Origin of the sequence: Catenuloplanes indicus (genome assembly GCF_030813715.1) — a bacterium.
Classification (GTDB): domain Bacteria; phylum Actinomycetota; class Actinomycetes; order Mycobacteriales; family Micromonosporaceae; genus Catenuloplanes; species Catenuloplanes indicus.
On record NZ_JAUSUZ010000001.1, the window covers coordinates 6,057,744 to 6,084,343 of the forward strand.

Below are 26,600 nucleotides of genomic sequence, written 5' to 3' on the forward strand. Positions count from 1 at the left end.
CATGGCCGGTCAGGTACAGGCGCTGCGCCGTAAGGTTCGCTCGGTCCGGTCGACTAAGAAGATCGCCAAGGCGCAGGAGCTGGTCGCCACCAGCAAGATCGCCAAGGCGCAGGAGCGGCAGGCGGCGGCCAAGCCGTACGCGGAGGCGATCACCGGCGTGCTCACCGAGCTCGCCTCGAACGCCACCATCGACCACCCGCTGCTGCAGGCCCGTCCCCGGGTGCTGCGGGCCGGCGTGCTGCTCATCACCAGTGACCGTGGCCTGGCCGGCGCTTACAACGCCAACGCGATCCGGACGGCCGAGGGTCTGATCTCGCGGCTTCGCGCGGACAACAAGGACGTGACGCTGTACGTGGTGGGCCGCAAGGCGCTCTCGTACTACACGTTCCGGAACCGTCCGGTCGAGGCCAGCTGGACCGGGTTCTCCGGCGAGCCCACGTTCGCGGACGCCCGGAAGATCGGTGAGAGCCTGCTGGCGGCCTTCGAGGCCGGCGCGGACGACACGGAGGAGACGTACGGCCCGGACGGCATCCGGGGCGTCGACGAGATCCACATCGTCAGCACCCAGTTCAAGTCGCTGATGACCCAGACCGCGCACTCGCGTTTCCTCGCGCCGATGCACGTCGAGGAGAAGAAGCGGGAGAGCGGTCCGAGCCCGGCGTACGAGTTCGAGCCGGAGCCGGAGGAGATGCTCGGCGCGCTCCTGCCGAAGTACATCAACACGCGGATCTACGCGGCGTTGCTGGACTCGGCGGCGAGCGAGTGGGCGGCCCGCCGGCGGGCGATGAAGAGCGCCTCGGACAACGCGGACGAGCTGCTCAAGACGTACACACGCGAGATGAACTCCGCGCGGCAGGCCGCGATCACCCAGGAGATCAGTGAGATCGTCGGCGGCGCCAACGCGCTGGCGGCGGCGGGAAGTGATGAGTGATGACAGTTAGCGCTGCACCGGTGAACGGTGCGCCCCAGACCGCCGTGGGTCGCGTCGTCCGGGTCATCGGCCCGGTCGTCGACGCCGAGTTCCCGCGTGACGCGATGCCCGACATCTACCAGGCGCTGCACGTCGACGTGACCCTCTCCGAGGGCACCAAGACCCTGACGCTCGAGGTCGCCCAGCACCTGGGCAACAACATCGTCCGGGCCATCTCGATGCAGCCGACCGACGGCCTGGTCCGCGGCGCCGAGGTGCGCGACACCGGTTCGCCGCTGTCCGTGCCGGTCGGTGACGTGACCCGTGGCCACGTCTTCAACGCGCTCGGCGAGTTCCTCAACGCCGACGAGTCGAAGCTCGAGGTGACCGAGCGCTGGCCGATCCACCGGGCCGCCCCGGCGTTCGCCGACCTCGAGCCGAAGACCGAGATGCTGGAGACCGGCATCAAGGTGCTGGACCTGCTAACCCCGTACGTGCGTGGTGGCAAGATCGGCCTCTTCGGTGGCGCGGGCGTGGGCAAGACGGTGCTCATCCAGGAGATGATCATCCGTGTCGCCCGGAACTTCGGCGGTACGTCCGTCTTCGCCGGCGTCGGCGAGCGGACCCGTGAGGGCAACGACCTCATCCTGGAGATGGACGAGGGCGGCGTGCTCGACAAGACCGCGCTGGTCTTCGGCCAGATGGACGAGCCGCCGGGCACCCGCCTGCGGGTCGCGCTGGCCGCGCTGACCATGGCGGAGTACTTCCGCGACGTCCAGAACCAGGAGGTGCTGCTCTTCATCGACAACATCTTCCGGTTCACCCAGGCGGGTTCCGAGGTGTCCACGCTGCTCGGCCGCATGCCGTCCGCCGTGGGTTACCAGCCCAACCTGGCGGACGAGATGGGTCTGCTGCAGGAGCGCATCACCTCCGTCCGGGGCAAGGCCATCACCTCGCTCCAGGCGATCTACGTGCCCGCGGACGACTACACCGACCCGGCGCCGGCCACCACGTTCGCCCACCTGGACGCGACGACCAACCTCGAGCGGTCGATCTCGGACAAGGGCATCTACCCGGCCGTGGACCCGCTGGCCTCCAGCTCGCGGCTGCTCGCGCCGGAGTTCGTCGGCCAGGAGCACTACTCGGTCGCCCGTGAGGTGCAGCGGATCCTGCAGAAGTACAAGGACCTGCAGGACATCATCGCCATCCTCGGTATGGACGAGCTGTCCGAGGAGGACAAGGTCACGGTGGGCCGCGCCCGCCGGATCGAGCGCTTCCTCTCGCAGAACACCTACGCCGCCGAGCAGTTCACCGGCGTCCCGGGTTCGACGGTCCCGCTGAAGGAGACCATCGAGTCGTTCAAGAAGATCTCCGAGGGCGAGTACGACCACTTCCCCGAGCAGGCGTTCTTCATGTGCGGCGGTCTTGAGGACCTGGAGCGCAACGCGCACGAGCTGATGAAGTAGGTTTTCGTCAGGAGAAGGCCCCGCTCCGGCGGGGCCTTCTTTGTCCGTCATATGATTACATTTCGTAAATAATGGGTAACCTTCGGTAATGACGGCCGGGGCGACGACACAACCGAGGTGGGTGCGCTTCTGCGTCTTCCTCGGCGTGGTCCTGCTGGTCCTGAGCGGCCTCGTGATCATCGGGGTCAGCGTGCTCGAGGAGCGCTACCAGGGCCGGGTGGTGACCGCGGACCTGTTCGGCGACACCGGTGACTTCGCGCCGCTGGCCGCCTCCACACCCGGTGGGGTGCGCGTCCGCAGCAGCGAGAGCGCGCCGGACGTGGACCTGGACGGCCCGCTCGACCTGCTGCTGGTCGGCATCGACCCGCGGCCGAACGAGGCGCCGCGGCCGCCGCTGGCCGACGCGATCATGGTGTTGCACGTGGACGCGGCGCACGAGCACGCGTACCTGTTCTCCATGCCACGCGACCTGATCGTGGACATCCCGGCGTTCGCCAAGGCCGGCTACCGCGGCGGGACCGGAAAGATCAACGGCGCGATGGCGTACGGCAGCCGGGTTGCCGCGACCGGGGAACTGGACACCGCGCAGGGCTTCCAGCTGCTGGCCCGCACCGTGGTCGACCGCACCGGCATCCCGCGCTTCGAGGCCGGCGCGATCCTCGACTTCAGCGGCTTCGAGGCGGTGGTGGACGCGCTCGGCGGCGTGGACATGTACGTCGACGAGCGCACGCTCTCCATCCACCGCGCCCCGAACGGCACGCTGCGGCCCGGCTGGGGGCCGCAGAAGACGTACGAGGTCGGCGAGCAGCACATGAGCGGCTGGGAGGCGCTGGACTTCGTCCGGCAGCGCAAGAGCCTGGCCGAGGGCGACTACGCGCGGCAGCGGCACCAGAAGCAGTTCCTCAAGGCCGTGCTGACCCAGGCGACCGGCTCCGGCCTGCTCACCGACCCGCTCCGGCTGGACCGGGTGCTGCGCGCGGCCGGGGAGTCGCTGACGTTCAGCGGCCGCGGTCACGACCTGCTCGACTACGTGGTCGCGCTGCGCCACCTGCGGCCGGACGATCTCACCATGGTCCAGCTGCCCGGCGCGGCGGTCGGGCGCGGCGCCGGTTACCGCGGCGAGCACCTGCTGCCGGTCGCGGACGAGTTCTTCGCGGCGGTCGCGGCCGACCGCGTCGGCGAGTACCTGTCGGAACACCCCGAACTGGTGTCGTGAACAGCGTGTAACGCGTGCCACCCGGGTTGGGTCGTTGCCGGGCGCCCGACTAGACTCGGGCAAATCCCCGGCGGTCCGTCCCCTGGATCACCCGCATCCACCGGTCGGCCGGTTGACGAGGAGTCAGGCGTGGCTAAGCAGCTGCATGTCGAGGTCGTTGCCGTCGAGCAGAAGGTGTGGTCCGGCGAGGCCGAGATGGTCGTCGCCCGCACCACCGAGGGAGAGCTCGGGGTCCTGCCCGGCCACGCTCCGCTGCTCGGCCAGCTCAAGGAGCCGTCCCAGGTCCGGGTCAAGCTCGCCGGCGGCGAGCAGCTCACGTGGGACGTCACCGGTGGATTCCTCTCGATCTCCAAGGCCGGCGTGACGGTCCTTGCCGAAGAGGCCTCCCGCGCTACGGCCCCCGCCGCCGCGGCTCACTGACCGGGCGGCACCGATGCTGATCGTGGAGTGGATCGGAATCGGTGTTCTCCTCCTGCTGCTGGCGGTCGCCGCGCTGGTGCTGCGCCGTGCCCTGTTCATCCGGGCCGGCGGCACCATCCGGCTGAGCGTGCGCACCTCGGTCAGCGTGCCGGAGCGCGGCTGGTCCAACGGGCTCGGCCGGTTCGTCGGCGACGACCTGCGGTGGTACCGGATCTTCAGCTTCGCGCTGCGGCCGAAGCGCACGCTCTCGCGTACCGGCCTGGTGATCGTGTCCCGCCGGTCGCCCGCCGGCCAGGAGGCCTACTCCCTGCCGGCGGATTGGGTGATTTTGCGCTGCTCCGGGCCCGGCCGGGAGACCGTGGAGATCGCCATGGCGGAGACCACGGTCACCGGCTTCCTGTCCTGGCTGGAGTCCGCGCCGCCCGGCGAGGTCTCCACCCGGCTAGCCGCGATGTGACCCGCCCGGCTTCCAGAGCACGTCACCGTCCGGGTTCGCCACCCGGGACAGGATGAACAGCAGGTCGGACAGCCGGTTCAGGTACTTCGCCGGCAGCGTGCCGGTGCGCTCGCCGTCCACCTCGATCAGCGCCCAGGCCGATCGTTCCGCGCGCCGCGCGACCGTGCGCGCCACGTGCAGCAGCGCGGCGCCGGGCGTGCCGCCGGGCAGCACGAACGAGCTGAGCGGCTCCCGGCGCTCGTTGAACTCGTCGCACCAGCGCTCCAGGCGCGTCACGTACGCCTCGGTGACCCGCAGCGGCTCCCACGCCGGGTTCTCCGCGACCGGGTTGCCGAGGTCGGCGCCGACATCGAACAGATCGTTCTGGATCTGCCCGAGCACCGCCCGGATCTCCTCGGTCAGCTCACCCATCGCGACCGCCACGCCGATCGCCGCGTTCGTCTCGTCCACGTCCGCGTAGGCGGCGATCCGCGGCGACGTCTTCGGCACCAGCTCGTTGTCGACCAGCCGGGTGCTGCCCCCGTCACCGGCCTTGGTGTAGATGCGCGTCAGATGAACAGCCATGCCGCCCACCATAGGCCGTGCACCGCGCAGGCGGTTCTCTGCCCGCTTCCGGTGTGCCCACCCTCCCGGTGCGTGACGTTTCCTCGCGGCGGGCCTCGGTCGTGTCCGGGCCGGCGCCCTGCCGGAGGCCGGTGCGCCCGCGGTGCCGTCCGGCCGGTATCTGCCCGGCCCGTATCAGCCGGTGACGTGTGCGGCCCGGCTGACCGGGCACTCCGTGACCGAAATATCGCTATAGCGCAGTCGGGTGTGATGAGCGGGCGCCGCCGGCGTGCGTCGTCGACAGCGACCGTTGTGTGGTCATGGACGTGGTGTCGTCTCGTGTGCCGGGCGGCGGCGGTCCGCGCGGGTGCGTGCTCGGCACGCTGAACGGACGCGGTGGCACCGGGTACCGGTCAGGCGGGAGGCCGCCGGAGAACCACGGCGGCCATACGATGGGGCCGTGGATCAGATCGCGGTGAACGGTGGGGCCCGGCTCGCGGGTGAGGTGCGGGTGGCCGGAGCGAAGAACTCGGCGTTGAAGCTGATGGCGGCCGCGCTGCTGGCGCCGGGGCGGTCGGTGATCACCAACGTCCCACGGATCACCGATATCGCGATCATGGCGGAGGTCCTGGTCCGGTTGGGCTGCACCGTGGACTTCATCGACCCGGACGGCAGCTCACCGGTGCGCGAGGTGGTCATCGACGTGCCGGAGAAGCTGGGCACCGAGGCCGACTACGACCTGGTCCGGCGTCTGCGCGCGTCGATCGCGGTGCTCGGGCCGCTGCTGGCGCGCTGTGGGTACGTCCGGGTGGCGCACCCCGGCGGTGACGCGATCGGCTCGCGCGGCCTGGACATGCACGTGGCCGGCCTGGCCCGGATGGGCGCGGACATCACCGGCGAGCACGGCTTCGTGATCGCGTCCGCGGCCGGTGGGCTGCGCGGCGCCACCATATGGCTGGACTTCCCCAGCGTCGGCGCCACCGAGAACCTGCTGATGGCCGCGGTGCTGGCCAAGGGCGTGACCGAGATCGACAACGCGGCGCGCGAGCCGGAGATCGTGGACATCTGCGCGATGCTGACCGCGATGGGCGCGCGGATCGAGGGTGCCGGCACGTCCACGCTGCGGATCGAGGGTGTCGCGGAACTGCGGCCGGTGGTGCACGCCGCGATCGGCGACCGGATCGTGGCCGGGACCTGGGCGTACGGTGCCGCGATGACGCGCGGGGACGTGACCGTGCGTGGTATCGACCCGGGCTTCCTGGAGATCGCGCTGGACAAACTGGTCACCGCCGGATGCGCGGTGGAGAAGAGCCAGGACTCGTTCCGGGTACGGATGGACGTCCGGCCCACGTCGGTCGACATCGTCACGCTGCCGTACCCGGGGTTCGCCACCGACCTGCTGCCGATGGCGATCGGGCTGGCCGCGGTCAGCGACGGCGCGTCGCTGATCACGGAGAACATCTTCGACGGCCGGTTCATGTTCGTGAACGAGATGGCGCGGCTCGGCGCCGAGATCAAGACGGACGGGCACCACGCGGTGGTCCGCGGGCGGGAGCGGCTGTCCGGCGCGCCGGTCCGGGCCACCGACATCCGCGCCGGCGCCGGGCTGGTGATCGCGGGCCTGTGCGCGGACGGCGTGACCGAGGTCGGCCACGTGCACCACATCGACCGCGGCTACCCGAACTTCGTGGCGGACCTGCGGGCGCTCGGCGTGGCGGTGCACCGGTCCGAGGCGCCGGACGAGCTGGCCTACTGAGCTACTGCGCGGTCAGCCTGCGGGCCCGGGACAGTTCCTCCGGGAACACCAGGATCAGCCGGCGGCCGTCCGGCGCGGACGCGACCGTGGCGCGGATCCCCGCGTTCTGCAGCAGCCGCCGGAACTCCTCGGCCGTGCCGCCGTCGTCCGCGGTCACGACGGGGGTGAGCAGGCCGAAGTCCTGGTCGCCGAGCAGGCCTAGGCCCTCGTCCAGCTCGCGGTCGAGCGCGTGCAGCACGGTGTCGCGCCGCGCGTCGGTGTCCCGGCGGAGCGCCCAGCGCAGCACGCCGCCGAGCAGCAGGCAGAGCGCGAACGCGATGAGGGGCCCGGCCAGGTACCAGCCGGTGCTATCGGGCATGCGCCCATCTTGCCCCGGAAGATCCGCGGCGCACCGGAGGTTTTCCAAAGTCCTTCTCACGTAAGGTTTTCCTTAGTGATCGTTCAAGGGAGGGCATCGTGACGGGACGGCTCGCGGTGGTAGGCGCCGGGCTGATGGGATCGGGTATCGCGCAGGAGGCCGCACGCGCCGGGTGGCAGGTGACGCTGCGCGATCTGGACACACCGGCCGTGGAGCGCGGGCTGTCTGCGATCCGCGCCTCGCTCGACCGGTTCGTCGCCAAGGAACGGATCACCGCCGCGGACGCCGAGGACGCGCTCGCCCGGATCACCACGACCACGGACCTCGCCGAGGCGGCCGCGGACGCGGACGTGGTGGTCGAGGCCGTCTTCGAGCGACTGGACGTCAAGGAGGACGTGTTCCGTACCCTCGACCAGGTCTGCAAGCCCTCCGCGGTGCTGGGCACGAACACCAGCGCGATCCCGGTCACCCGGATCGCGGCCGTCACGTCGCGCCCGGAGTCGGTGATCGGCACGCACTTCTTCTCCCCGGTGCCGATGATGCCGCTGTGCGAGCTGGTCCGCGGCCACCGCACCTCGGACGCGACGCTGGCCACCGCGCGCGCGTTCGCCGAGGCGCTGGGCAAGACCTGCATCGTGGTGGAGCGGGACATCGCCGGCTTCGTCACCACCCGGCTGATCACCGCGCTGGTCGTTGAGGCGGTCAAGCTGGTCGAGGCCGGCGTGGTCTCCGCGGCGGACCTGGACACGGCGTGCCGGCTCGGCTTCGGCCACGCGATGGGCCCGCTCGCCACCGCGGACCTGACCGGCGTGGACGTGCTGCTGCACGCGGCCCGCAACATCCACACCGACTCCGGCGACGCGAAGTTCTTCCCGCCGGAGCTGATGCAGCGAATGGTGGTCGCGGGCGAGCTGGGCCGGAAGAGCGGCAAGGGCTTCTACGACTACTGACGCGGCTCCAGGTGGACCCGCTCACCCTGCGCGCCGAACATGGTGAGCAGCTCCGCGGGCTGGTCACCGGCGCTGCCGATCCAGTGCGGCACCCGGGTGTCGAACTCCGCGGCCTCGCCGGCGCCGAGCACGAACTCCCGCTCGCCGAGCACGAACCGGACGCTGCCGTTGAGCACGTAGAACCACTCGTACCCGTCGTGGGTCTGCGGTTGCGTGGTGGACTCCCGGCCGGCGGGCGGGTAGACGACCTTGTACGCCTGCACGCCGCCGGGCCGCCTGGTGAGCGGCACGATGGTCAGCCCGAACCGCCGGACCGGCCGCAGATGGATGCGCGGGTCACCGGTCGGCGGCGCGTTCACCAGATCATCCAGCGGTACGCCGTGCGCGCGGGCCAGCGGCAGCAGCTGCTCCAGCGTCGGCCGCAGCTTCCCGTTCTCCAGCCGGGACAGCGTGCTCGCGGTCAGCCCGGTCTCGGCGGCCAGCTCGGCCAGTGTGCCGCCGTGCGCGCGGCGCAGCGCCCGCAGCCTGGGGCCGACACCGGCCAGCACGTCCTCGGTGATGTCCATGCCGCCATGATGCGGATCCGCAATTTTTCTTGCAAGGCGGGAAAGCGCGCGGTGATGCTGGCGGCATGGACACCACCACTGACGCCGCGGCTTTCTGGGAGAGGCACTACCGCGGGCGGGCGGCCGGCGGGCGGGTCAACCCGCTGCTCGCCGAGATCGCCGTCCCGCTGCGGCCGGGCACCGCGCTCGACCTCGGGTGCGGCACCGGCGGCGACACGATCTGGCTGGCCCGGCACGGCTGGCGGGTCACCGCGGTCGACATCGCGCACACCGCCGTCGACCGGCTGCGCGCGCACGCGGCCGCGCTGGACCTGACCGGCCGGATCACCGCGGAACGGCACGACCTCGCGGCCGGCTTTCCCGGCGGCACGTTCGACCTGATCTCGGCGCAGTACTTCCACACGCAGTTCCCGCTGGACCGGGCGCGGGTGCTGCGGACCGCGGCGTCCGCGCTGCGTCCCGGCGGCCTGCTGCTGATCGTCGATCACGGCTCCACCGCGCCGTGGTCCTGGAACCAGGACCCGGACACGCACTTCCCCACGCCGGCCGAGGTGGCGGCATCACTCGACCTGGACCCGGCGGGGTGGTCCGTCCTCCGCGCCGACATGCCGCGCCGCCCGGCCACCGGCCCCGGTGGCCGGACCGCCACCGTCACCGACAACGTCCTGCTGATCCAGCGGGCCGCCGGATGACCGCCGGCAAGCCCTCCGGCGGTACGTCCGGCATCCCGCCACGGCCGCCCGGCACCACGACGCGGGACACGGCGGTCGCACCGGCTCCGGCGGTCGCCGGGCCGAGGCGGCGGCCGAGGACGAGGGACGTCGGGCCGGGCTGGACCGATCCGGGGGAGACGGCGACGCTGCGCGGGTTCCTGGACTACCTGCGGAACTCGGTGGTCGAGAAGGTCGCGGACGTGCCGGAACCGGAGGTGCGGGCGGCCGGCGTGCCGTCCGGGACCAGCCTGCTCGGCCTGGTCAAGCACCTGACGGCGGTGGAGCGGTTCTACTTCCTGGGCGAGCCGATCACTAACCTGCGACGCACCATGCGGCCGGCGCGCGGCGAGACGGTCGAGGGTCTGATCGCGGACTACCGGCGGGCGGTCGCGGAGGCCGACGAGGTCATCGACGGCTGGACCGACCTGGCCGGTCCCGCGCCGCGCCCGCCCGGCCGTGGCCTGCCACCCACGCAACGGTGGGTGCTGACCCACATGATCGAGGAGACCGCCCGCCACGCCGGTCACGCCGACATCATCCGCGAGCAGATCGACGGCTCCACCGGCCGCTGACCGGCCCGGGGCCGGGTTCGTGGTGAGCCACGGCGGGACCGGCAGGGAGGAGCGCCAGCGACGACCGATGCCCGCGGGAGCACCGGGAACCGGCCACGCCGGAAGCGGGAAAATCTGCCTTCGAAAGGGTTTTCAGCCCTCGCGAGGGGCGGTCCAGCGGAACGTGGTGAGGCACAGGGCCAGGCCGGCCACGCACCAGAGGGCGAGGACGAGGGCGACGCGGCCGAGTTCCCAGGTGCCGGCGGGCTCCTGGCCGGCGAAGGAGTCGGGGAGGAAGACGTAGCGCAGGCCCTGGCACATCCACTTGAGCGGGAAGACGGCGGAGACGGACTGCATCCAGCCGGGGAGCGCGGTGAAGACCAGGAAGACGCCGGAGGTGAACTGGAGAATCAGCGCGATCGGGGTGACCACGGCGGAGCCGCTGCGCGACGTGCGGGCCAGCGAGGAGATGGCGATGCCGAGCAGCGTGCAGGCGGTGATGCCGAGCAGCGATACCCAGCCGAAGGCCAGCCAGCGGTCCGGGGTGGCGGGGAGGCGGAGGCCGAAGAAGAGCACCGAGATGAGCAGCAGCAGCGCGGTGGTGGCGATGCCGATGGCCAGCACCATCACCACCTTGCCGGCGAAGTAGGTCCACTTCGGCATCGGCGTGCCGCGGTAGCGCTTGAGGACGCCGCGGTCGCGCTCGATCGGGATCCAGATGCCGAGGTTCTGGAAGCTGACGGTCATCAGGCCGGTGGCGATCATGCCGGTCACGAAGTACTGGGTGAGCGTGACGCCGCCGTCGATCTCGGTGCCGCCGAAGATGGCCGCGAAGATCGCCAGCATGATGACCGGGAAGCCGATCGTGAAGACGACGGACTCACGGCTGCGCAGGAACTGCAGGATCTCCAGGCGGCCCTGGCGGAGAGCGAGCTTCACTGGGGGTCCTCCGTCGAGATCATCCGGAGGTAGATGTCCTCCAGCGTGGGGCGGGTGATCGTGAGGCCGGGTACCTCGCCGCCGAACTGCTCCGCGAGCCGGGTGACCAGGGCGGTCGGCGTCGCGGTCCGTTCCTGTCGCGTCGCGCCGTCCGGGTCGCGCCACCGGACCGTGGGCAGTGCGTTCTGCCGTCCGCCGAGGTCGGCGGGGGTGGACACCTCGACCAGGCGGCCGCCGGCGATCACGCCGACCCGGGCGGCCAGCGCCTCGGCCTCGTCCAGGTAGTGCGTGGTGAGCAGGATCGTGGTGCCGCCCGCGTTCAGGTCGCGAATCAGCTCCCAGAACTCGCGTCGCGCCTCCGGGTCGAAACCGGTGGTCGGCTCGTCCAGGAACAGCAGTTCGGGGCGGCCGACGATGCCGAGCGCCACGTCGAGGCGGCGTTTCTGCCCACCGGAGAGCGCATGGGTACGGGCCCGGGCCTTCTCCGCCAGGCCGACGCGCGCGATCACGGCGTCCGGGTCGTCCGCGCCGGAGTAGAAGCCGGCGAAGTGGTGGACGATCTCGCGGACGGTCAGGTTGTCGAACTCGCCGGTGCCCTGCAGCACGATGCCGACCCGGCCCCGCCAGGCGGCGCTCGGTGCGGCCGGGTCCTCGCCGAGCACCTCCACGTCACCGGCACCGCGGCTGCGGAAGCCCTCCAGGATCTCCACCGTGGTGGTCTTGCCGGCGCCGTTCGGGCCGAGCAGCGCGAAGATCTCGCCGGTGCGCACCTCGAGGTCCAGGCCGTTCACGGCGGACACGGCGCCGTAGGACTTGTGCAGGCCGCGCACGGTGATCGCGTTCATGCGGTCCACTATGCGCCGTGCGGTCCAGCGGCGAGCGGGGGGTCGGCCGGGTGTGAGGTTCCGCGGCCGGTTGACCCAGCGGTAACGTGGGATTCTTCGGGGGCCGGGCAGATCAACCTGCGCACTGCCCGGCCCCCGAAGGACTCAGGTGCTTCGTGCGCTCAGTGTGGATGAACTCAGTGCGGTGAACTCAGCGCGGTGAATTCAGTGCGGTGAACTCAGTGCGGTGAACTCAGTGGGCCAGGGCGATGGAGATGCCGGAGGCGGCCGCCATACCGCCCAGCACCAGCAGGCCGATCGCGCCGATGTCCAGGCGGCTGCCGAACAGGCGGTCGAGCAGCGTGGCGGCCAGCGGCAAGCCGGTGAACGGGGCCACGAAGAAGACCGACCAGCCGGCCGTCCGCAGCACCAGCTGCATCGTGGTGTAGCCGCCGCCGAGCGTCACCAGGCCGGCCGCGAACAGTGCGGTGAACGCGGCGGCGGCCGCGCCGACCACCGGCAGCAGCGGCAGCACCCGGCGCGGCGGTGCGGGGCGCGGGATGCCGCGCTTCGCCTGGCTGATCCGCCGGGACGCGCGGTCCAGCAGCGCGAGCGCGCGAGCCTCCGGGACGCTCTGGTCGGGGTAGCCGAGATCCGCGCTCTGCGGCAGCAGCGGCTCGGGCGGTTCGCCGACCCGGGCCGTCCAACCGGGCCGCCGCCGGTGCATCGCGCGCAGCACCGACCAGATCCGGGAGGCCTCGCGGTCCACCCCGGCGACGGACGCGGTGAGCGCGGCGGCACGCCGTTCGGCGGCGGCGGCCACCGCCTCGGCCCGGACCAGCTCGGCGGTCGCGGTGGCGGCGCCGTCGTGGTAGGCCCGCTCGGTCGCGAGCAGGTCCGCGTCCCGGCGGGCGGTGGCCTCGGCGAGCGCGGCGAGCTGCCGGCGGTACTCCTCGGCGCTCACGATCCGGCTCCGGTCACGTCGCCGGCCGCCGCTGAGGTGGTCGCGGCCGGAATGCCGGCCGAGCCGGAACCGGGTGCGGGGCCGGGGGCCGCCGGGGTGGACGGTGGCCGTTCGGCGGCCGGGCCGGGCGGCGCGTAGGGGATGACCATGCGGGGGTGGCGGTCCTCGGAGCGGTCGAAACAGAGTGCCCGGCCCGGCCGTGGGAACCAGGCCGGGCCGCCCGGTGCCGGGCTCAGCGGTGCGAGATCCGGGCCTTGCACGTCCAGCGCGACCCAGGCGCCGATCGCGTCGAAGCGAGCCGCGATGCCGCCGAGGCTGTCCCGCAGCCGGGCCACGGACCGCCACCAGCCGAGAACGTGCACGTGACGTCCCGGGCCCTGATCCAGGATTGTCCGCAGCGGGTCCGCGGCCCGGGAGGAAACCCGGGCGGGCCCGGGGGCCGTGGTCATCGCGGACAGCGGCGGGATCGGGCTGCGGCGAACCGCCACGGCGTCAACCGTGCCCGGGACGCCCGGGGTGTCGGCCGCGCCCGGGGCGCCGGCCGTCGTGGCCGCCGGGGACGTCGTCAGTGCGTCGAGGGCCAGGCCGAGCAGGTAGTGCGGGCCGGTGTGGTCCGGTGATGCGGTGGGCAGGTTCGCCGAGACCGTCGCGAACAGATCCGCCGCCACCGATCCGATGTGGAACGTCGCCGACGGCAGCGCGGCGCGCAGCGGTGCGATCAGCGGTGCCAGTGCCGGGTCGGGGCAGGCGACGCTGAACCGGGCTCCGGGGACCGACGCGGCCAGCGACCGCGCGGCCGAGGCCAGGATCGCGGCCGCCTCCTCGCCGCGGGTGCCGACGATCGCCAGGTTCCGGCCGGGTGCGCGCGGCATCGTCACGTACGCCGGGAGGGCGTCGACGTCGATCGTCTCGCCCACCGCCGCGCGCGGCGGACCGCTGTGAACCGAAAAATCAGGGCACGACGGTACGGCGTCGCCGTCGAACAGCCGCGGTGGTGTCGCGCCCGGCGGCCGCAGACGCCACAGGCGCTCCTGCAACGCGCGCCACGCCTGCCGGTCGCCGGCGTCCGGCAGGCGCGCGATCCGGTTCGCGGACGGCGCGCCGGAATCCGCGTTGATCACCGCGTGGTGGCGCGGGATCACGTCCGCGGCCAGGTTCGTCTCGGCCAGGATGCGGCGGGCCTTGGGCAGCGCGATCCGCAGCGTGAACTGAGCGACCAGCCCGGGGCGGCCCCACAGCGCCTCGATGCCGGACACGTCCTGGCTGGCCAGTACCAGGTGGATGCCCTGCGAGCGGCCGCGCCGGGCCAGGTCCTCGAGCAGCGCGGCGGCCTCCGCGGTGACCGCGTCCCGCGCGCCGAGCAGCAGCTGGAACTCGTCGATCACGGCCACGATCCGCGGCCAGGCGCCGTCCGGGTCCTCGGCGCGCAACTCGGCGAGCTTGCCGGCCTCGTACCGCTTCGCGGCCCGGGCGCGTGTCCGCAACTCGGCCGACAGGTGCCGGAGCAGCGCCAGGCCGAACTCGCGGTCGTCGTTGACGTTGACGCCGGCCAGCCGTACGTGCGGCAGCCAGCTCGGGTCGCGCGGGCTCGGCGCGAACCGGGCGAACGACACGCCCTCCTTGAAGTCGAGCAGGTAGAGCGCCAGCTCGGCGGGGGAGTAGCGGGCGGCCAGCGCGCCCAGCCACGCGTAGATCAGGTTCGTCTTGCCGGAGCCGGACGGGCCGCCGATCAGCGCGTGCGGCGGGTCGTCGCCGAGCGTCACCTCGATCGGCTCGCCGTCCGGGCCGACGCCGATCGGTGCGGTCAGCGCGGCCGCCGCGCTCTCCCGCCAGATCCGCGCCGGGAGCAGATCGGCCAGCAGCGCGGGCGGCGGGCCCGCGCTCAGCGCACCGGCCAGCTTACGGCAGACGGCCGCGGTCTGCTCCGCCGGTGGCGGCGGGTCCAGCCGGACCGGCAGCACACCGGCGGTGTCGCAGTACGCCGCGCGGCCGGTGAGGTGCACGTGTTCGACGTCCGGGTGCTCGGCCAGCGGCACGTCGCGCGCGATCAGGTGCACCCCGGCGGCGACGCCGGTGCGGACCAGCCGGTCCAGTTGCGCGCGCTGCTGCGGGGTCAGGTCCGCGCCGTCGCCGAGCAGCACGGCGAGCCGCCACGGCTCCGGTCGGCGGCCGGGCCGGCCGGCCGGCACGGTCTCGTTGATCCGGCGGACGTGCTCGACCAGCTCGTCCAGCATCGTGGTCAGCCCGCCCGGCCCGACCGAGGTGAGCACGCCGGCCGCGGCCAGCGGCGCGAAACCGGCGAGGCTGCCGCCCAGCCGGTCCGGGTCGTACGCCCAGATGCGCAGGTCGCCGGCTGGCGTGCCGCCGAGCGCGCGGAGCAGCAGGCCGGCGATCAGGCCGTCCGCGGTGGACGCGCGGTGGTGCCGCCCGTCGCCGTCCTCCGGGTCGCGGGTGATCTCCAGGTGCGCGCGGTCGAGCAGCGGGATCAGCGCGGGTACGGTCGGCACGTCCTCGTCCACCGCGATCACGCCGATCCGCAGCAGCCCGGCCCGGCCGGTCACCGCCGGTCGCCAGGCCGGCCAGGGCGCGCCGGCCGGGCCCGGTGCGCACGCGGCGGCGAGCCGGCCGAGCGTGCCGGCGCGCGCGACGGCCTCACCGTGGAAGCGCTCGAAGATCTCGTCGCGCGCGGTCTCCCGGGCCTCGGTGAGCGCCGCCAGGCAGGTGTCGTGCGCGCCGCGGATCACCTCGTACCGCCGGCGGGTCTCGGTCTTGATCTCCTCGGCTCCGGCCTGGGCCGCGCGTGCCAGCCCGCGCGCGGCGGCCACGTCCTGACGGGCCGCGACCAGCATGGACACTCGGGAGGACACGCAGCGATATTACCGATTCGAGCCAATATGTCGGTTCTGCCGGCGTCGTGTCACACGCGGAATCCGGCCGCCCGTGCGGCCGCGCGTTCGGACCGCCGCGCGGATCGGCGCCGGAAGATCCAGACCGCCGCACCGATCAGCAGTACGGCGAAGACCAGCACCAGCGCGGGCAGGAGGATCGCCACGATGGACATGATCACGCTGGTCGCGTCCTCGGCCGTGCTGGCCACCGGCGCGCCGATGCCCGCGGTCGTCGTGTTGATCACCGGCCGGGCCGCCGCCTTCAGCCCGTGCACGCCGAGCGCGATGACCACGCCGGCCACGATCGGCACCCACTGGTTCGACTGGAAGAAGCCGGCCGGATCGGTCACGGTCACCGTCTCCGACCCGGCGCCCGCGCCGAAGACCAGGCCGCCCGCGGTCGGCCGGACCACGGTCTGCACCATGTCGTTGATGTGATCGACCACCGGCACCTTGTCCGCCACGACCTCGATCGCGAGCAGCACGGTCAGGATCGCGATCACCCACCCGTCGGAGAGCCACTGCCAGCCGCTCGGCAGGTTGATGGCCTCGGTGTAGCGGGCGAGCAGGCCCATCGCCAGCATCGGTATGTACGCGTTGAGCCCGGCAGATGCGGCCAGACCGGTACCAGTCAGAACTTCCAGCACATAGAACAGCATGGCACCCATGCGCCACCTCTGCCGTGTTCCGCTACCCTGCTCGGGTGCGTTTGGTGATTGCGAGATGCTCGGTGGACTATGTCGGACGACTCTCGGCGCACCTGCCGCCGGCGACCCGCCTGCTCATGGTGAAGGCGGACGGCTCGGTCTCGATCCACGCGGACGACCGGGCGTACAAGCCGCTCAACTGGATGAGCCCGCCGTGCAAGCTCCAGGAGTCCGAGGGCGTCTGGCGCGTGGTGAACAAGGCCGGCGAGGAACTGCGGATCACGCTGGAGGAGATCTTCCAGGACACGTCGTACGAGCTGGGCGTCGACCCAGGCCTGGTCAAGGACGGTGTCGAGGCGCACCTGCAGGAGCTGCTGGCGGCCAACCCGACCACGTTCGGCGAGGGTTTCACGCTGGTCCGGCGCGAGTTCATGACCGCGATCGGCCCGGTCGACCTGCTCTGCAAGGACGCGAACGGCGGCTCGGTCGCGGTCGAGGTGAAGCGGCGCGGCGAGATCGACGGCGTCGAGCAGCTCACCCGCTACCTGGAACTGATGAACCGTGACCCGCTGCTGGCGCCGGTGGCCGGCATCTTCGCGGCCCAGGAGATCAAGCCGCAGGCGCGGGTGCTGGCCGAGGACCGCGGCATCCGCTGCGTGGTCGTCGACTACGACAAGCTCCGCGGTATCGAGAAGAACGAACTCACGCTGTTCTGATCATCACGTTCCCTCGGGGCCGCTCGGCACCGAGGATGTGAGGCATGACCATACTTCGATCGATCGGCACGGTGTTGCTGGCGGCGGCGCTGACGTTCGTGGGGCAGCCCGCGCACGCGACCTCCACCGCGGCCGCGGTGCCCGGCATCCGCCTGATGCCGATGGGGGACTCGATCACCTACGGCTGGGGCGGTGCCGGCGGCAACGGCTACCGCGCCCACCTCTACCAGGCCCTCGCCGCGGCGGGGGACACCGTGGACTTCGTCGGCACGCAGCGCGACGGTGACGGCGCTGACCCGGACCACGAGGGACACTCCGGCTGGGTGATCGACCAGATCGCCGCGATCGCGACCGGGGTGGTGGCGCAGTACCAGCCGAACGTGGTGGCGCTGCACATCGGCACGAACGACATGAACCGCAACGTCGACCCGTCCGGTGCGCCCCAGCGGCTGGAGGCGCTGCTCGACCGGATCTACGCGGTGGCGCCGTCGACGACGATCCTGCTGGCGCAGATCGTCCCGGCCGCGGACCCGGCCGTGCAGCGGCGGATCGACGCGTACAACGCCGCGGTGGCGTCGATCGTGGAGCGCCGGCGGAACGCGGGCCAGCGCATCGTGCCGGCCGACATGCGCGCGGTCACCACCGCGGACCTGCCGGACGGCCTGCACCCGAACGACACCGGCTACCGCAAGATGGCGACCGCGTTCCACGCGGCGCTGTCGACCGCCCGGAACGCCGGGATGATCGTCGAACCGGGCGCCGGTTCCTGCACCGACGCCGCCGGCCGCTGGATCGCCCGGCCCGGACTCGCGGCCGGCGTGGGCGCGGCGCGGGAGAACGTCCGGTTCGCCGACGTGAGCGGTGACGGCCGGGCCGACTACCTGGTGATGAACGCGCGCGGCGGCTTCGACGCCTGGATCAACGACGGCGGCGACGCGGGCGGCAATCCGGGGTGGACCCGGCACGCGGGCTTCGCGGCCGGTACCGGCGCCGCACCGGCGACCGTGCACCTGGCGGACGTGAGCGGGGACGGCCGGGCCGACTACCTGGTGGTGAACGCGTCGACCGGCGCGGTGGACGCGTGGATCAACGACGGTGGCGACCGGCCCGGTCAGGCGGGGTGGATTGCGCGCGGCCGGATCGCGACCGGCGTGGGCGCGGCCGGCGCCGGCGTCCGGTTCGCGGACCTGGACGGCGACGCGCGGGCCGACTACCTGGTGCTGAACGCGTCGACCGGCGCGGTGAACGCGTGGCTCTACCGGGGCGGGGACGGCCAGGGCGGCTGGGAGGCACGCCCGGCCATCGCCGGCGGCACCGGCACCGGCAGCGTCCGGTTCGCCAACGTCGACTGCGACGTCCGCGCGGACTACCTGGTGCTGAACCCGTCGACCGGCGCGGTGAACGCGTGGCTGAACCGGGGCGGCGACCGTGACGGCGTGCCGGGCTGGGCCGGGCGCGGCCGGATCGCGGGCGGCACCGGCAGCGCGGACGGCGTGGTGCTGGCCGACGTCAACGGCGACGGCCGGGACGACTACCTGGTCGTCGCGCCGAACGGTGCGGTGGACGCCTGGATCAACAACGGTGGCGACCCGGCCTGACGCCCGGGGTCGGTGAGCGGTCCGCCGCTCACCGGCCGCGGCCGTAGAGGGTCTTGACCGCGCGGATCAGCAGGCGTTCGTGGGACGGCTTGCGGAAGAAGGACAGGATCGGCAGTGGGGACGGCAGCCGGCGGACCGTGATGGACTTCGCCACCGCGAACTCGCGCAGGCCGTCCTCGCCGTGGATGCGGCCGAAGCCGGACTCGCCCACGCCGCCGAACGGGAGCGTGGACATGCCGGCGAACGTGAGGACCGAGTTGACCGACGTCATGCCGGAGCGCATGCCGCGGGCCAGCGCGATCGCGCGGCGGTGGCCGAAGACCGCACCACCCAGGCCGTACGGCAGCGCGTTCGCCTTGGCCAGCGCCTCGTCCGCGTCCGCGACCCGGGTGACGGTGAGCGTCGGGCCGAACGTCTCCTCACGGATCGCGGCTGCGTCGTCCGGCACGTCGACCAGCACGGTGGGGTGCACGTACGGCGGCTGCACCGCGTCCGCGCCGCCGACCACCGCGCGGGCGCCGCGGGACAGCGCGTCGTCGATGTGCCGGCGGATGACGTCGATCTGGCCGGGCATGGTGATCGGGCCGAGGTGCGCGTCGTCCGCGCCGACCGTGATCCTCCGCGCGCCCGCGGCGAGCCGCGCGACGAACTCGTCGTGGACCTTCGAGACGACGTAGACGCGCTCGATGCCGACGCAGGTCTGGCCCGCGTTGGACATGCCGCCCCAGAGCGCCGCGTCGACGGCCCGGTCGAGGTCCGCGTCCTCGTCGACGATCATCGCGTCCTTGCCGCCGGCCTCGATCAGCACCGGGGTCAGCGTCTCCGCGCACGCGGCCATCACCCGGCGCGCGGTCGCGGTGGAGCCGGTGAAGCTCAGCTTGCCGACGCCGGACCGGCACAGCGCGGCGCCGGCGTCGCCGAGACCGTGGATCACCTGGTACACCGGGTGTTCCGGCACGGCCTCGGCGAACACGTCGGCCAGCCACTGACCGACCGCGGGCGTGTACTCACTGGGCTTGAAGACGACCGCGTTGCCGGCCGCGAGCGCGTAGCCGATCGAGCCGAGCGGCGTGAGCACCGGATAGTTCCACGGGCCGATCACGCCGACCACACCGTACGGCCGGTACTCCAGGTGCGCTGAGTGCTCGGCGACCAGCGCGCGGGTGCGCACCCGGCGCGGGCCGAGCACGCGTTTCGCGTTGTTCGCCGCCCAGTCGACGTGATCGAGCGCGCTGGCGGCCTCGACCGACGCGTCGAAGAGCGGTTTGCCGGTCTCCCGGTGGACCAGCGCGGTCAGCTCCTCCAGCCGCTGGGCCAGCAGCGTGCGCCAGCGCCGCAGCCGTTCGCGCCGGCCGGTGAACCCGAGGCCGGCCCACCACCGGCCGGCCTCGCGGGCCTGGCGCACCGCGAGCGCCACGTCATCGGCCGTTGCTACGGAGAAGGTGCCGACCGTCTCGCCGGTGGCGGGATTGGTGGACGTCAACTTCCCGTCGTCGATGACGGGCATCCCGGGAGTCATTGGCTGAGCTTAGAGCCGAGAGCTACTCGGAAGTAAGGTGTTCGCGGATGATCCTCTCGGCAACCGTGCCGGGATCCGGCAGTTCACCGCGCTCGTGCAGCCCCACGTAGCGGTCCTTGGCCGGGAACTCCGCGTCCCGCAGCGCGGCCTGCATGTCCGTGTCCATCACGCCGGGGTTCACCGAGGCGACGGTCAGCGGCGGCTCGCGGTGCGCGTTCTCCGCCGCCAGGATCTCCATGAAGAACTCGCCGCCGCGCTTGGCCGCGGAGTATGCGGACCAGTTCTCGATCGTCCGCCCGGCCGCGCCGGACGAGATGAGCAGCACCCGGGCGGTACGGCCGGCGGCCGCGGCCAGGAACGCGTTGGTGAGCAGCATCGGCGCGGTCAGGTTCACCGTGATCGAGGCGGCCAGCTCGTCCGCCGGGAGCGCGCCGACCGGGCCGACCGGCGTGACCTGACCGGCGTTGTGGATCAGCACCACCTCGCCCTCCGGCGCGAACACCGCGCGCAGCTGGTCCGGTGTGGGCAACGTTGAGGGATCACTCAGATTTGCGGTCAATAGTGCGACGCGCGCCGGCTCCTGCAAGGCAAGATCGTCCTGCGCGCCGGTGAACCGCCGGCCGATCCCGACCACCCGGTCGCCGGCCGCGATGACCTGCTCGAACAGCGCGGCACCCAGGCCGCGCGAGACACCCGTGACGAATACGGTCCGCATGCTGTCAGCCGTACCACAGATGGTGGCTCTGTCGGCAACACGACCCGGCGAGGAACCGCGCGCCGCCGCCAGGAACAATCGCGGTCGACGTGATGATGGAGGTGTCCGGTGAGCCGCATCGGCTTCGCCTGTCTGTGGGCTCCGAACCCGATCGCCACCTGGTCGCACATCCCGTGGCACCTGCGCGCGGCGATGCGCGGGCACGCCGAGGTGCCGGACGTGGGCGTGCAGATCCCGCACCGGGCGCAGACCGCGCTGAAGCTGATGCACGTGCGCTGGCGCAACAGCCGTCCGGTCACCACGTGGAAGCAGTCCCGGCTGACCGACGCGTTCCTGCGGCAGGCGATCCAGCGCGGCGCGGACGCGGCGGACGTGGACGCGGTCGTCATGATCCAGGATCTCGCGATCCTGGACCGGCCGTACTTCACGTTCCAGGACATGAGCTTCGACGGGCTGCTGCACATCCAGGAGACGTCCGGCATCCCGCTGTTCCAGCACCTGACCACGACCGAGCTGCGCCGCCGCCGGGAGCGGCAGCTGGAGGTCTACGACAAGGCCGCCGGCGTGATCGCGATGAGCCACTGGCTGGCCCGGAACCTGATCGAGGTGACCGGCGTACCGGCGGAGAAGGTGCACGTGGTGCACCCGGGTATCTCGGCCGGCGCGTCCGTGGAGGGCCCGCTGCCGGCGAAGACCGGCCCGCGCAACCGGCTGCTCTTCGTCGGCCGTGAGTTCCAGCGCAAGGGCGGCGACCTGGTGGTGGCCGCGGTGGAGATCCTGCGCCGAGACTTCGACCCGGAGATCACGCTGACCGTGGCCGGGCCGCGGGAGTGGCCGATGGACGGCGACATCCCGGACGGCGTGACGTTCCTCGGCGAGCGGTCGCTGGCCGAGGTGGCCGGCCTCTACGACACGCACGACCTGTTCGTGCTGCCGAGCCGGCTGGAGGCGTTCGGCATCGTGTTCGCCGAGGCGGCCGCGCGCGGGCTGCCCGCGATCGGGCGGGACGCGTTCGCCATGCCGGAGATCATCCAGCCCGGCGTCTCCGGCGCGCTGGCGTCCGGCGACGACCCGTACGACCTGGCCAAGCTGATCGCGGAGACGCTGGCGGACGACAACCTCTACGCGGAGTGCGCGGCCCGGGCCGGTGACGTCTCGTCCCGCTTCTCCTGGGACCGCGCCGGTGGTGACGTGGTTCGCGCGGTCAACGGCACGCTGGGGCCGCGCTGACCGCCCGCCGGGCATGGGAGACTCGCGCTTAACGTCCGTTAACACAGGAGGCGTGCGCGTTGAACACCATCGGAGTGGTCGGTCTCGGCACGATGGGCGCCGGCATCGTCGAGGTCTTCGCCCGGAGCGGGCTGGACGTCGTGGCCGTGGAGGCCGGTGCGGCGGCGCTGGAACGGGGCCGGGGCATCCTGACCGCCTCGACGGACCGGGCCGTGGCCAGGGGCAAGCTGTCCGCGGCGGACCGGGACGCGCTGCTCGGCCGGGTGCGGTTCGAGGCCGGGCCGGCCGCGCTGCACGACGCCGACCTGGTGATCGAGGCGGTGCCGGAGCGGCTGGACCTGAAGCACGTCGTCTTCGCGGAGCTGGACCGGGTCTGCAAGCCGTCCGCGATCCTGGCCACGAACACGTCCTCGCTGCCGGTCACCGAGATCGCGGCCGGCACCGGGCGGCCGGACCGGGTGATCGGCATGCACTTCTTCAACCCGGCGCCGGTGATGCGGCTGGTCGAGGTGGTCCGGACCGTGGTCACCGCGGACGACGTGGTGGCGGACGTGGCGGCACTCTGCACCCGGCTCGGCAAGCGCGGCGTGACCATCGGCGACCGGGCCGGCTTCATCGCGAACGCGCTGCTCTTCGGCTATCTGAACCAGGCGGTCACGATGCTGGAGAGCGGGCACGTCTCGCGCGAGGACCTGGACGCGGCGATGCGCGTGGGCTGCGGGCTGCCGATGGGCCCGCTGGCGCTGCTGGACCTGATCGGGCTGGACGTCGCGGCCGAGATCCTGGACACGATGTTCCGCCGTGGCGGCCGGAACCGCCGCCACGCGCCGGCGCCGCTGCTCGCGCAGATGGTGACCGCCGGGTTCCTGGGCCGGAAGTCCGGGCGCGGCTTCTACCCGTACGGGACGCAGGAACCGTCAGAAGAGCAGAAGCCGGCCACGGTACGGGACGTCCGCACGGTCGGCATCGTCGGCTCGGCCGCGCTGGCCGGCGCGTTCTCGGCCGCCGGGTTCACCGTGCGGCACGCCGCCGACGCCACCGAGGTGCACCTCCTCTCCGACGCGGACCTCGTGGTGGAGGCGGTCGCGGACGACCTCGCGGCGAAGAAGGCGGTGCTCGTGGCGCTGGACGAGGTGTGCAAGCCGGGCACGGTGCTGGCCACCACCACGGCCACGTTGCCGGTGATCGAGCTCGCGATGGCCACCGGGCGCCCGGCCGACGTGGCCGGGCTGCACGTGGTCAACGACGAGCTGATCGAGGTGGTGCACACGATCCGCACCTCGGCGGAGACGCGGGGCGCCGCGCGCGCCGTGGTGGAGCGGCTGGGCCGGACCGCGGTGTCCAGCCCGGACCGCGCCGGTTTCGTGGTGCGCGCGCTGCTCCACCCGTACCTGAACGACGCGGTCCGCATGCTGGAGGCGAACTACTCGGCCACGGACGACATCGACGCGGCGATGAGGCTGGGCTGCGGCTATCCGGCGGGCCCCTTCGAGATGCTGGACGCGATCGGGCCGGACCAGGTGCTGGCGACCCTGCGGGCGCTCTACCGGGAGTCGCGCGAGCCCGGACTCGCACCGGCGCCGCTGCTGGAGCAGATGGTCGCGGCCGGGCGTTCGTTCCGTACCGTCAACTAGGGGTTGACGCTTTTCGGCGCGTCAACCTATGGTTGACGCATGACTACCGAACCCGTCATCCGGCTCGATGAACTCATCGAGCACGTCAAGAGCCAGCACCCGGACGGCGACCACCTGACCCGGGTCTCCGACGCGATCCTGGTCGGCGAGCACCTCGGCGACCTGTCCGACCACCTGATCGGGCACTTCGTCGACCAGGCCCGGCGGGCCGGTGCGAGCTGGGCCGAGATCGGCCGCAGCCTGGGCGTCAGCAAGCAGGCCGTGCAGAAGCGGTTCGTCGGCGACCCGGCCGGGGTGGTCGACGCCAGCCGGTTCAGCCGGTTCACGCACCGCGCCAAGGTCGTCATGGAGCAGACGGTCAAGGCCGCGCGCGCGGCCGGCAACGACGTGGTGCGCACCGAGCACCTCGTGCTCGGCCTGCTCGACGAGCCGAACTCGCTGGCCGCGATGGCCATCCAGGACCAGGGCGTGTCACTCGCGGACGTGCGGGTCGCGGCCGCAGCCGTGCTGCCGCCGCGGGTCGACGGCGAGCTGCCGGCGCACCTGCCGTTCTCGGCCGGGGCGAAGAAGCTGCTCGACCTGATCGTCCGCGAGGCGCTGCGGCTCGGCCACAACTACGTCGGCACCGAGCACATGCTGCTGGCGCTGCTGGACGAGCACGAGGACGCGGGCGGCGAGGCGCTGCGCGGTCTCGGCCTCACCAAGGAGCGCGCCGAGGCCTGGATCGTCGACGCGCTCGACTCGCTGAAGAAGTAGGACGGACGGTCCGGGACGTGGTGGAAGACGCCCCGGACCCCTTCTTCACTCGTCCGCCAGCGCCGCGACCGGCGCGACGCGAGCCGCGCGTCGTGCCGGGAGCGCGGCCGCGAGCAGCCCGATGACCGCGGCGCTCACCACGACCAGACCGATCCGGGGGTACGGCAGGGAGACCGCGACCCAGGCGTGCGGGATGGACGCGTAGACACCGGCCACGCCGAAGCCGATCCCGAGCGCCACGCCGGCCACGGCCGCGATCAGCGCCAACGTCATCCCCTCGGCCAGCAGGCTCGCGTGCAGCTGGCGCCGGCTCAGTCCGAGCGCCCGGAGCAGCCCGAACTCGCGCGTCCGCTCCAGCACGGAAAGCGTGAGCGTGTTCGTGATCCCGGCGACCGAGATCAGCACCGAGAAGATCACCAGCACGCCGACCACCGCGAGCAGCATGTCCACGGTCCGGCCGATCCGCTCGGCCTGGCTCTGCACGTCGAGCACCACGGCCAGTGGCACGGTGTCGGTCACGGACGCGACCGCGGTGCGCGCGGCCGGCGCGTCCACGTCGTCCGCGGTGAACACCCACAGCCCGTCGCGGACCTCCACGCGCTGCACCTCAGGCAGCGCGGTCAGCCGCGCGGCCAGGTCCGCCGGGAGTCGCTGCCCGTCCGGCGCGGTCACCACGAAGTCGGTCGGGAACCGGCGCTCCAGCTCCGCCGCGGTGCTGGTGGCCAGCGACTGCGCGCCGACCAGGAACGTGGTCACCACCGTGATGCCGACGGTCAGCGCCAGCGCGGTCGCGGCCGCCCGACGCGGCTGCCGCTCACCGGACCGGGCCGCCAACCGCCCGCCGGAGCCGAAGAACAGCAGCGCCGGCCGGACCGCGAGCCGCCAGGCCGGTACGACCAGCACCGGGCCGAGCGCGACCAGCGCCAGCATGGCCGGGAGCGCGCCCGCGGCCGCCAGCACCACGGTGTTGCCCACCGCGCCCGCGCCCACCATCGCGGCCGCGACCAGCGCGAGCAGCGTGCCGGCCAGCGCGCGGCGGCGGGACGTGCCGGCCTCGACCGGCGCGTCCGGGCGGCGCAGCGCCGCGATCGGGGCGAGCCGGGTCGCGCTCCGGGCCGGCCCGATCGCGGCCAGCACGGTCACGCCCACGCCGGTCAGCGCGCCGAGCACCACGGTTTGCGGTGTGACCTGCATGGACGCGGTCATCTGGCCGTTGCCGAGCGACTCCAGACCGGTCGCGCCGAGCCGGCCGGCCAGCAGGCCGAGCCCGAAACCGGCCGCGGACGCGAGCCCGCCGACGATCGCGGCCTCGGCCAGCACCAGCCGGAACAGCTGACCGCGCAGCGCACCGGCGAGCCGCAGCAGCGCCAGCTCCCGCTCCCGCTGCGCGACCAGGATCGCGAACGTGTTGTGGATGACCATCGCGGCCACCACCAGCGCCACCAGCGCGAAGCCGAGCAGGCCGGCGCGCATCATGGTCACGCTGCCGACCTGCGCACCGGCCAGCCGGTCCGCGTACTCGGCACCGGTGATCACCTCGGCGTCCGGCAGTGCGCCCGCGAGCGTGTCCGCGGCCGCGCGCTGGTCCGGGCCGGCGACCCGGATCGCGCCCCAGTCCGCCACGCCGGTCGCGGCGCGAAAGTCCGCGACCGGGAGGAACACGGTGAAGTAGGGGACGCCGTCGGTGAGCGCGCTGATCCGTACCGGGTGCGGCTTCTCCGGGTCGGTGACGAGCGTCAGCGAGTCGCCCGGGGACCAGCCGCGCTCGGCCGCGGTGGCCGCGTCCACCACCGCCTCACCCGGTCCGGGGTACGCACCCGCGGTCAGGCGCAGCGCGGCCAGCTCCGGCCGGCCGGGCAGCGCCCGGACCATGGTCGCGGTCGCGCCGAACACCGAGACCACGCGGCCGTCCGGGCCGAGCACCGGTGACTCCGTGGCGGCCTCACCGGCCGCGTCGGTCACGCCGGGCAGCGCGGCCACCCGGGCCAGGTCCGCGTCGGTGAACCGGCGATCCGCGACCGCGCGGGCGGCCACCGGTCTGGCGTCCCGCGCGGCCTCCTGGTAAAGGCTCGCGGTCATCGTGTCGGTCAGGATCAGCGTGCCGGTCACGAACGCGACCCCGAGCGCGACCGCGAGGGCGGTCAGCAGCAGCCGGGTCCGGCGGGCTCGCAGGCCGGAGAGGAGAACGTTTCGCACACCGTCCGACGCTATGGACGCGCGCGGCCGCGGTCGTCTGTCCCAGGTCGACCGCGCATCCTCCTCAG

The 26,600-nt window shown here is 72.8% G+C and carries 25 protein-coding genes; 14 read left to right on the forward strand and 11 right to left on the reverse strand.

The features are described from left to right. Nucleotide 1: 1 nt before the first annotated feature. From J2S42_RS27505 to J2S42_RS27525, 5 genes are all read left to right on the forward strand, one after another. Nucleotides 2-931, forward strand: a complete 930-nt coding sequence (locus J2S42_RS27505; protein WP_307243614.1) for a F0F1 ATP synthase subunit gamma — start codon at nt 2-4, stop codon at nt 929-931. Further along, complete coding sequence (atpD, locus tag J2S42_RS27510; protein ID WP_307243616.1) at nt 931-2,376, forward strand: F0F1 ATP synthase subunit beta; 1,446 nt, start codon at nt 931-933, stop codon at nt 2,374-2,376. Before J2S42_RS27505 ends, atpD begins: the two co-directional genes overlap by 1 nt. Nucleotides 2,377-2,464: 88 nt before the next feature. Beyond that, nucleotides 2,465-3,592 (forward strand): LCP family protein, encoded by a 1,128-nt coding sequence (locus J2S42_RS27515; protein WP_307243617.1) that lies wholly within the window; start codon nt 2,465-2,467, stop codon nt 3,590-3,592. Nucleotides 3,593-3,721: 129 nt separating this feature from the next. Next, entirely contained in the window at nt 3,722-4,012 is a 291-nt protein-coding gene (locus tag J2S42_RS27520) for a F0F1 ATP synthase subunit epsilon (RefSeq protein WP_307243619.1), read from the forward strand. Nucleotides 4,013-4,025: 13 nt separating this feature from the next. After that, nucleotides 4,026-4,469 carry a DUF2550 domain-containing protein gene (locus J2S42_RS27525; protein ID WP_307243620.1) on the forward strand — a complete coding sequence of 148 codons (444 nt, stop codon included), beginning with the start codon at nt 4,026-4,028 and terminating at the stop codon, nt 4,467-4,469. Here the strand turns inward: J2S42_RS27525 and J2S42_RS27530 are convergent. Beyond that, entirely contained in the window at nt 4,455-5,033 is a 579-nt protein-coding gene (locus J2S42_RS27530) for a cob(I)yrinic acid a,c-diamide adenosyltransferase (RefSeq protein WP_307243622.1), read from the reverse strand. The genes J2S42_RS27525 and J2S42_RS27530 overlap by 15 nt on opposite strands. Nucleotides 5,034-5,472: 439 nt before the next feature. Between J2S42_RS27530 and murA the strand changes: the two genes are divergently transcribed. Next, nucleotides 5,473-6,768 (forward strand): UDP-N-acetylglucosamine 1-carboxyvinyltransferase, encoded by a 1,296-nt coding sequence (murA, locus tag J2S42_RS27535; RefSeq protein WP_307243624.1) that lies wholly within the window; start codon nt 5,473-5,475, stop codon nt 6,766-6,768. Nucleotide 6,769: 1 nt separating this feature from the next. Here murA and J2S42_RS27540 read toward each other — a convergent pair whose 3' ends face one another. Beyond that, nucleotides 6,770-7,126: a hypothetical protein gene (locus tag J2S42_RS27540; RefSeq protein WP_307243626.1), complete on the reverse strand. Its 357-nt coding sequence runs from the start codon at nt 7,124-7,126 to the stop codon at nt 6,770-6,772. A gap of 98 nt (nt 7,127-7,224) precedes the next feature. Here J2S42_RS27540 and J2S42_RS27545 point away from each other — a divergent pair, with 98 nt between their 5' ends. Then, entirely contained in the window at nt 7,225-8,076 is an 852-nt protein-coding gene (locus J2S42_RS27545) for a 3-hydroxyacyl-CoA dehydrogenase family protein (protein WP_307243628.1), read from the forward strand. Here J2S42_RS27545 and J2S42_RS27550 read toward each other — a convergent pair. Beyond that, on the reverse strand, nt 8,070-8,642 hold the full coding sequence (locus tag J2S42_RS27550) for a helix-turn-helix domain-containing protein (protein WP_307243630.1): 573 nt from the start codon (nt 8,640-8,642) through the stop codon (nt 8,070-8,072). The two genes, J2S42_RS27545 and J2S42_RS27550, sit on opposite strands and share 7 nt — an antisense overlap. A 65-nt stretch (nt 8,643-8,707) precedes the next feature. Here J2S42_RS27550 and J2S42_RS27555 point away from each other — a divergent pair, with 65 nt between their 5' ends. Then, a complete protein-coding gene (locus J2S42_RS27555; protein ID WP_307243632.1) occupies nt 8,708-9,334 on the forward strand; it encodes a class I SAM-dependent methyltransferase in 627 nt (208 codons plus the stop codon). Further along, the gene (locus J2S42_RS27560; RefSeq protein ID WP_307243634.1) at nt 9,331-9,927 is read left to right on the forward strand and encodes a DinB family protein; all 597 of its coding nucleotides are present in this window, start codon (nt 9,331-9,333) and stop codon (nt 9,925-9,927) included. Before J2S42_RS27555 ends, J2S42_RS27560 begins: the two co-directional genes overlap by 4 nt. Nucleotides 9,928-10,059: 132 nt before the next feature. Here the strand turns inward: J2S42_RS27560 and J2S42_RS27565 are convergent, their stop codons facing one another. The 5 genes from J2S42_RS27565 to J2S42_RS27585 form a co-directional block, all read right to left on the reverse strand. Then, nucleotides 10,060-10,845, reverse strand: a complete 786-nt coding sequence (locus J2S42_RS27565) for an ABC transporter permease (RefSeq protein WP_307243636.1) — start codon at nt 10,843-10,845, stop codon at nt 10,060-10,062. Then, nucleotides 10,842-11,699, reverse strand: coding sequence for an ABC transporter ATP-binding protein (locus tag J2S42_RS27570; RefSeq protein WP_307243638.1), 858 nt, complete (start codon nt 11,697-11,699; stop codon nt 10,842-10,844). The genes J2S42_RS27565 and J2S42_RS27570 overlap by 4 nt, the downstream gene beginning before the upstream one ends. Nucleotides 11,700-11,922: 223 nt before the next feature. Beyond that, the gene (locus tag J2S42_RS27575; protein WP_307243640.1) at nt 11,923-12,633 is read right to left on the reverse strand and encodes a hypothetical protein; all 711 of its coding nucleotides are present in this window, start codon (nt 12,631-12,633) and stop codon (nt 11,923-11,925) included. Next, complete coding sequence (locus tag J2S42_RS27580; RefSeq protein ID WP_307243643.1) at nt 12,630-15,500, reverse strand: FtsK/SpoIIIE domain-containing protein; 2,871 nt, start codon at nt 15,498-15,500, stop codon at nt 12,630-12,632. The genes J2S42_RS27575 and J2S42_RS27580 overlap by 4 nt, the downstream gene beginning before the upstream one ends. 50 nt (nt 15,501-15,550) lie before the next feature. Next, the gene (locus tag J2S42_RS27585) at nt 15,551-16,168 is read right to left on the reverse strand and encodes a DUF4126 domain-containing protein (protein ID WP_307249064.1); all 618 of its coding nucleotides are present in this window, start codon (nt 16,166-16,168) and stop codon (nt 15,551-15,553) included. Between the two features lie 56 nt (nt 16,169-16,224). On the opposite strand from J2S42_RS27585, the gene nucS reads away from it, so the two are divergent. Then, complete coding sequence (gene nucS, locus J2S42_RS27590; RefSeq protein WP_307243645.1) at nt 16,225-16,884, forward strand: endonuclease NucS; 660 nt, start codon at nt 16,225-16,227, stop codon at nt 16,882-16,884. A gap of 44 nt (nt 16,885-16,928) precedes the next feature. Continuing rightward, on the forward strand, nt 16,929-18,482 hold the full coding sequence (locus J2S42_RS27595; RefSeq protein WP_307243647.1) for an SGNH/GDSL hydrolase family protein: 1,554 nt from the start codon (nt 16,929-16,931) through the stop codon (nt 18,480-18,482). Nucleotides 18,483-18,510: 28 nt separating this feature from the next. Here the strand turns inward: J2S42_RS27595 and J2S42_RS27600 are convergent, their stop codons facing one another. Both J2S42_RS27600 and J2S42_RS27605 read right to left on the reverse strand, forming a co-directional pair. Continuing rightward, entirely contained in the window at nt 18,511-20,001 is a 1,491-nt protein-coding gene (locus J2S42_RS27600; protein WP_307243649.1) for an aldehyde dehydrogenase family protein, read from the reverse strand. Nucleotides 20,002-20,023: 22 nt separating this feature from the next. Beyond that, nucleotides 20,024-20,716 carry an SDR family NAD(P)-dependent oxidoreductase gene (locus tag J2S42_RS27605; protein ID WP_307243650.1) on the reverse strand — a complete coding sequence of 231 codons (693 nt, stop codon included), beginning with the start codon at nt 20,714-20,716 and terminating at the stop codon, nt 20,024-20,026. Between the two features lie 108 nt (nt 20,717-20,824). On the opposite strand from J2S42_RS27605, the gene J2S42_RS27610 reads away from it, so the two are divergent. The 3 genes from J2S42_RS27610 to J2S42_RS27620 are packed head-to-tail and all read left to right on the forward strand — an operon-like array spanning nt 20,825 to nt 24,336. Beyond that, nucleotides 20,825-21,946 (forward strand): glycosyltransferase family 4 protein, encoded by a 1,122-nt coding sequence (locus J2S42_RS27610; protein ID WP_307243652.1) that lies wholly within the window; start codon nt 20,825-20,827, stop codon nt 21,944-21,946. A gap of 59 nt (nt 21,947-22,005) precedes the next feature. After that, a complete protein-coding gene (locus tag J2S42_RS27615) occupies nt 22,006-23,580 on the forward strand; it encodes a 3-hydroxyacyl-CoA dehydrogenase family protein (RefSeq protein WP_307243653.1) in 1,575 nt (524 codons plus the stop codon). Between the two features lie 39 nt (nt 23,581-23,619). Continuing rightward, complete coding sequence (locus J2S42_RS27620; protein ID WP_307243655.1) at nt 23,620-24,336, forward strand: Clp protease N-terminal domain-containing protein; 717 nt, start codon at nt 23,620-23,622, stop codon at nt 24,334-24,336. 45 nt (nt 24,337-24,381) lie between these two features. Here the strand turns inward: J2S42_RS27620 and J2S42_RS27625 are convergent, their stop codons facing one another. Next, nucleotides 24,382-26,532 carry an FtsX-like permease family protein gene (locus J2S42_RS27625; protein WP_307243657.1) on the reverse strand — a complete coding sequence of 717 codons (2,151 nt, stop codon included), beginning with the start codon at nt 26,530-26,532 and terminating at the stop codon, nt 24,382-24,384. Between the last annotated feature and the right edge of the window lie 68 nt (nt 26,533-26,600).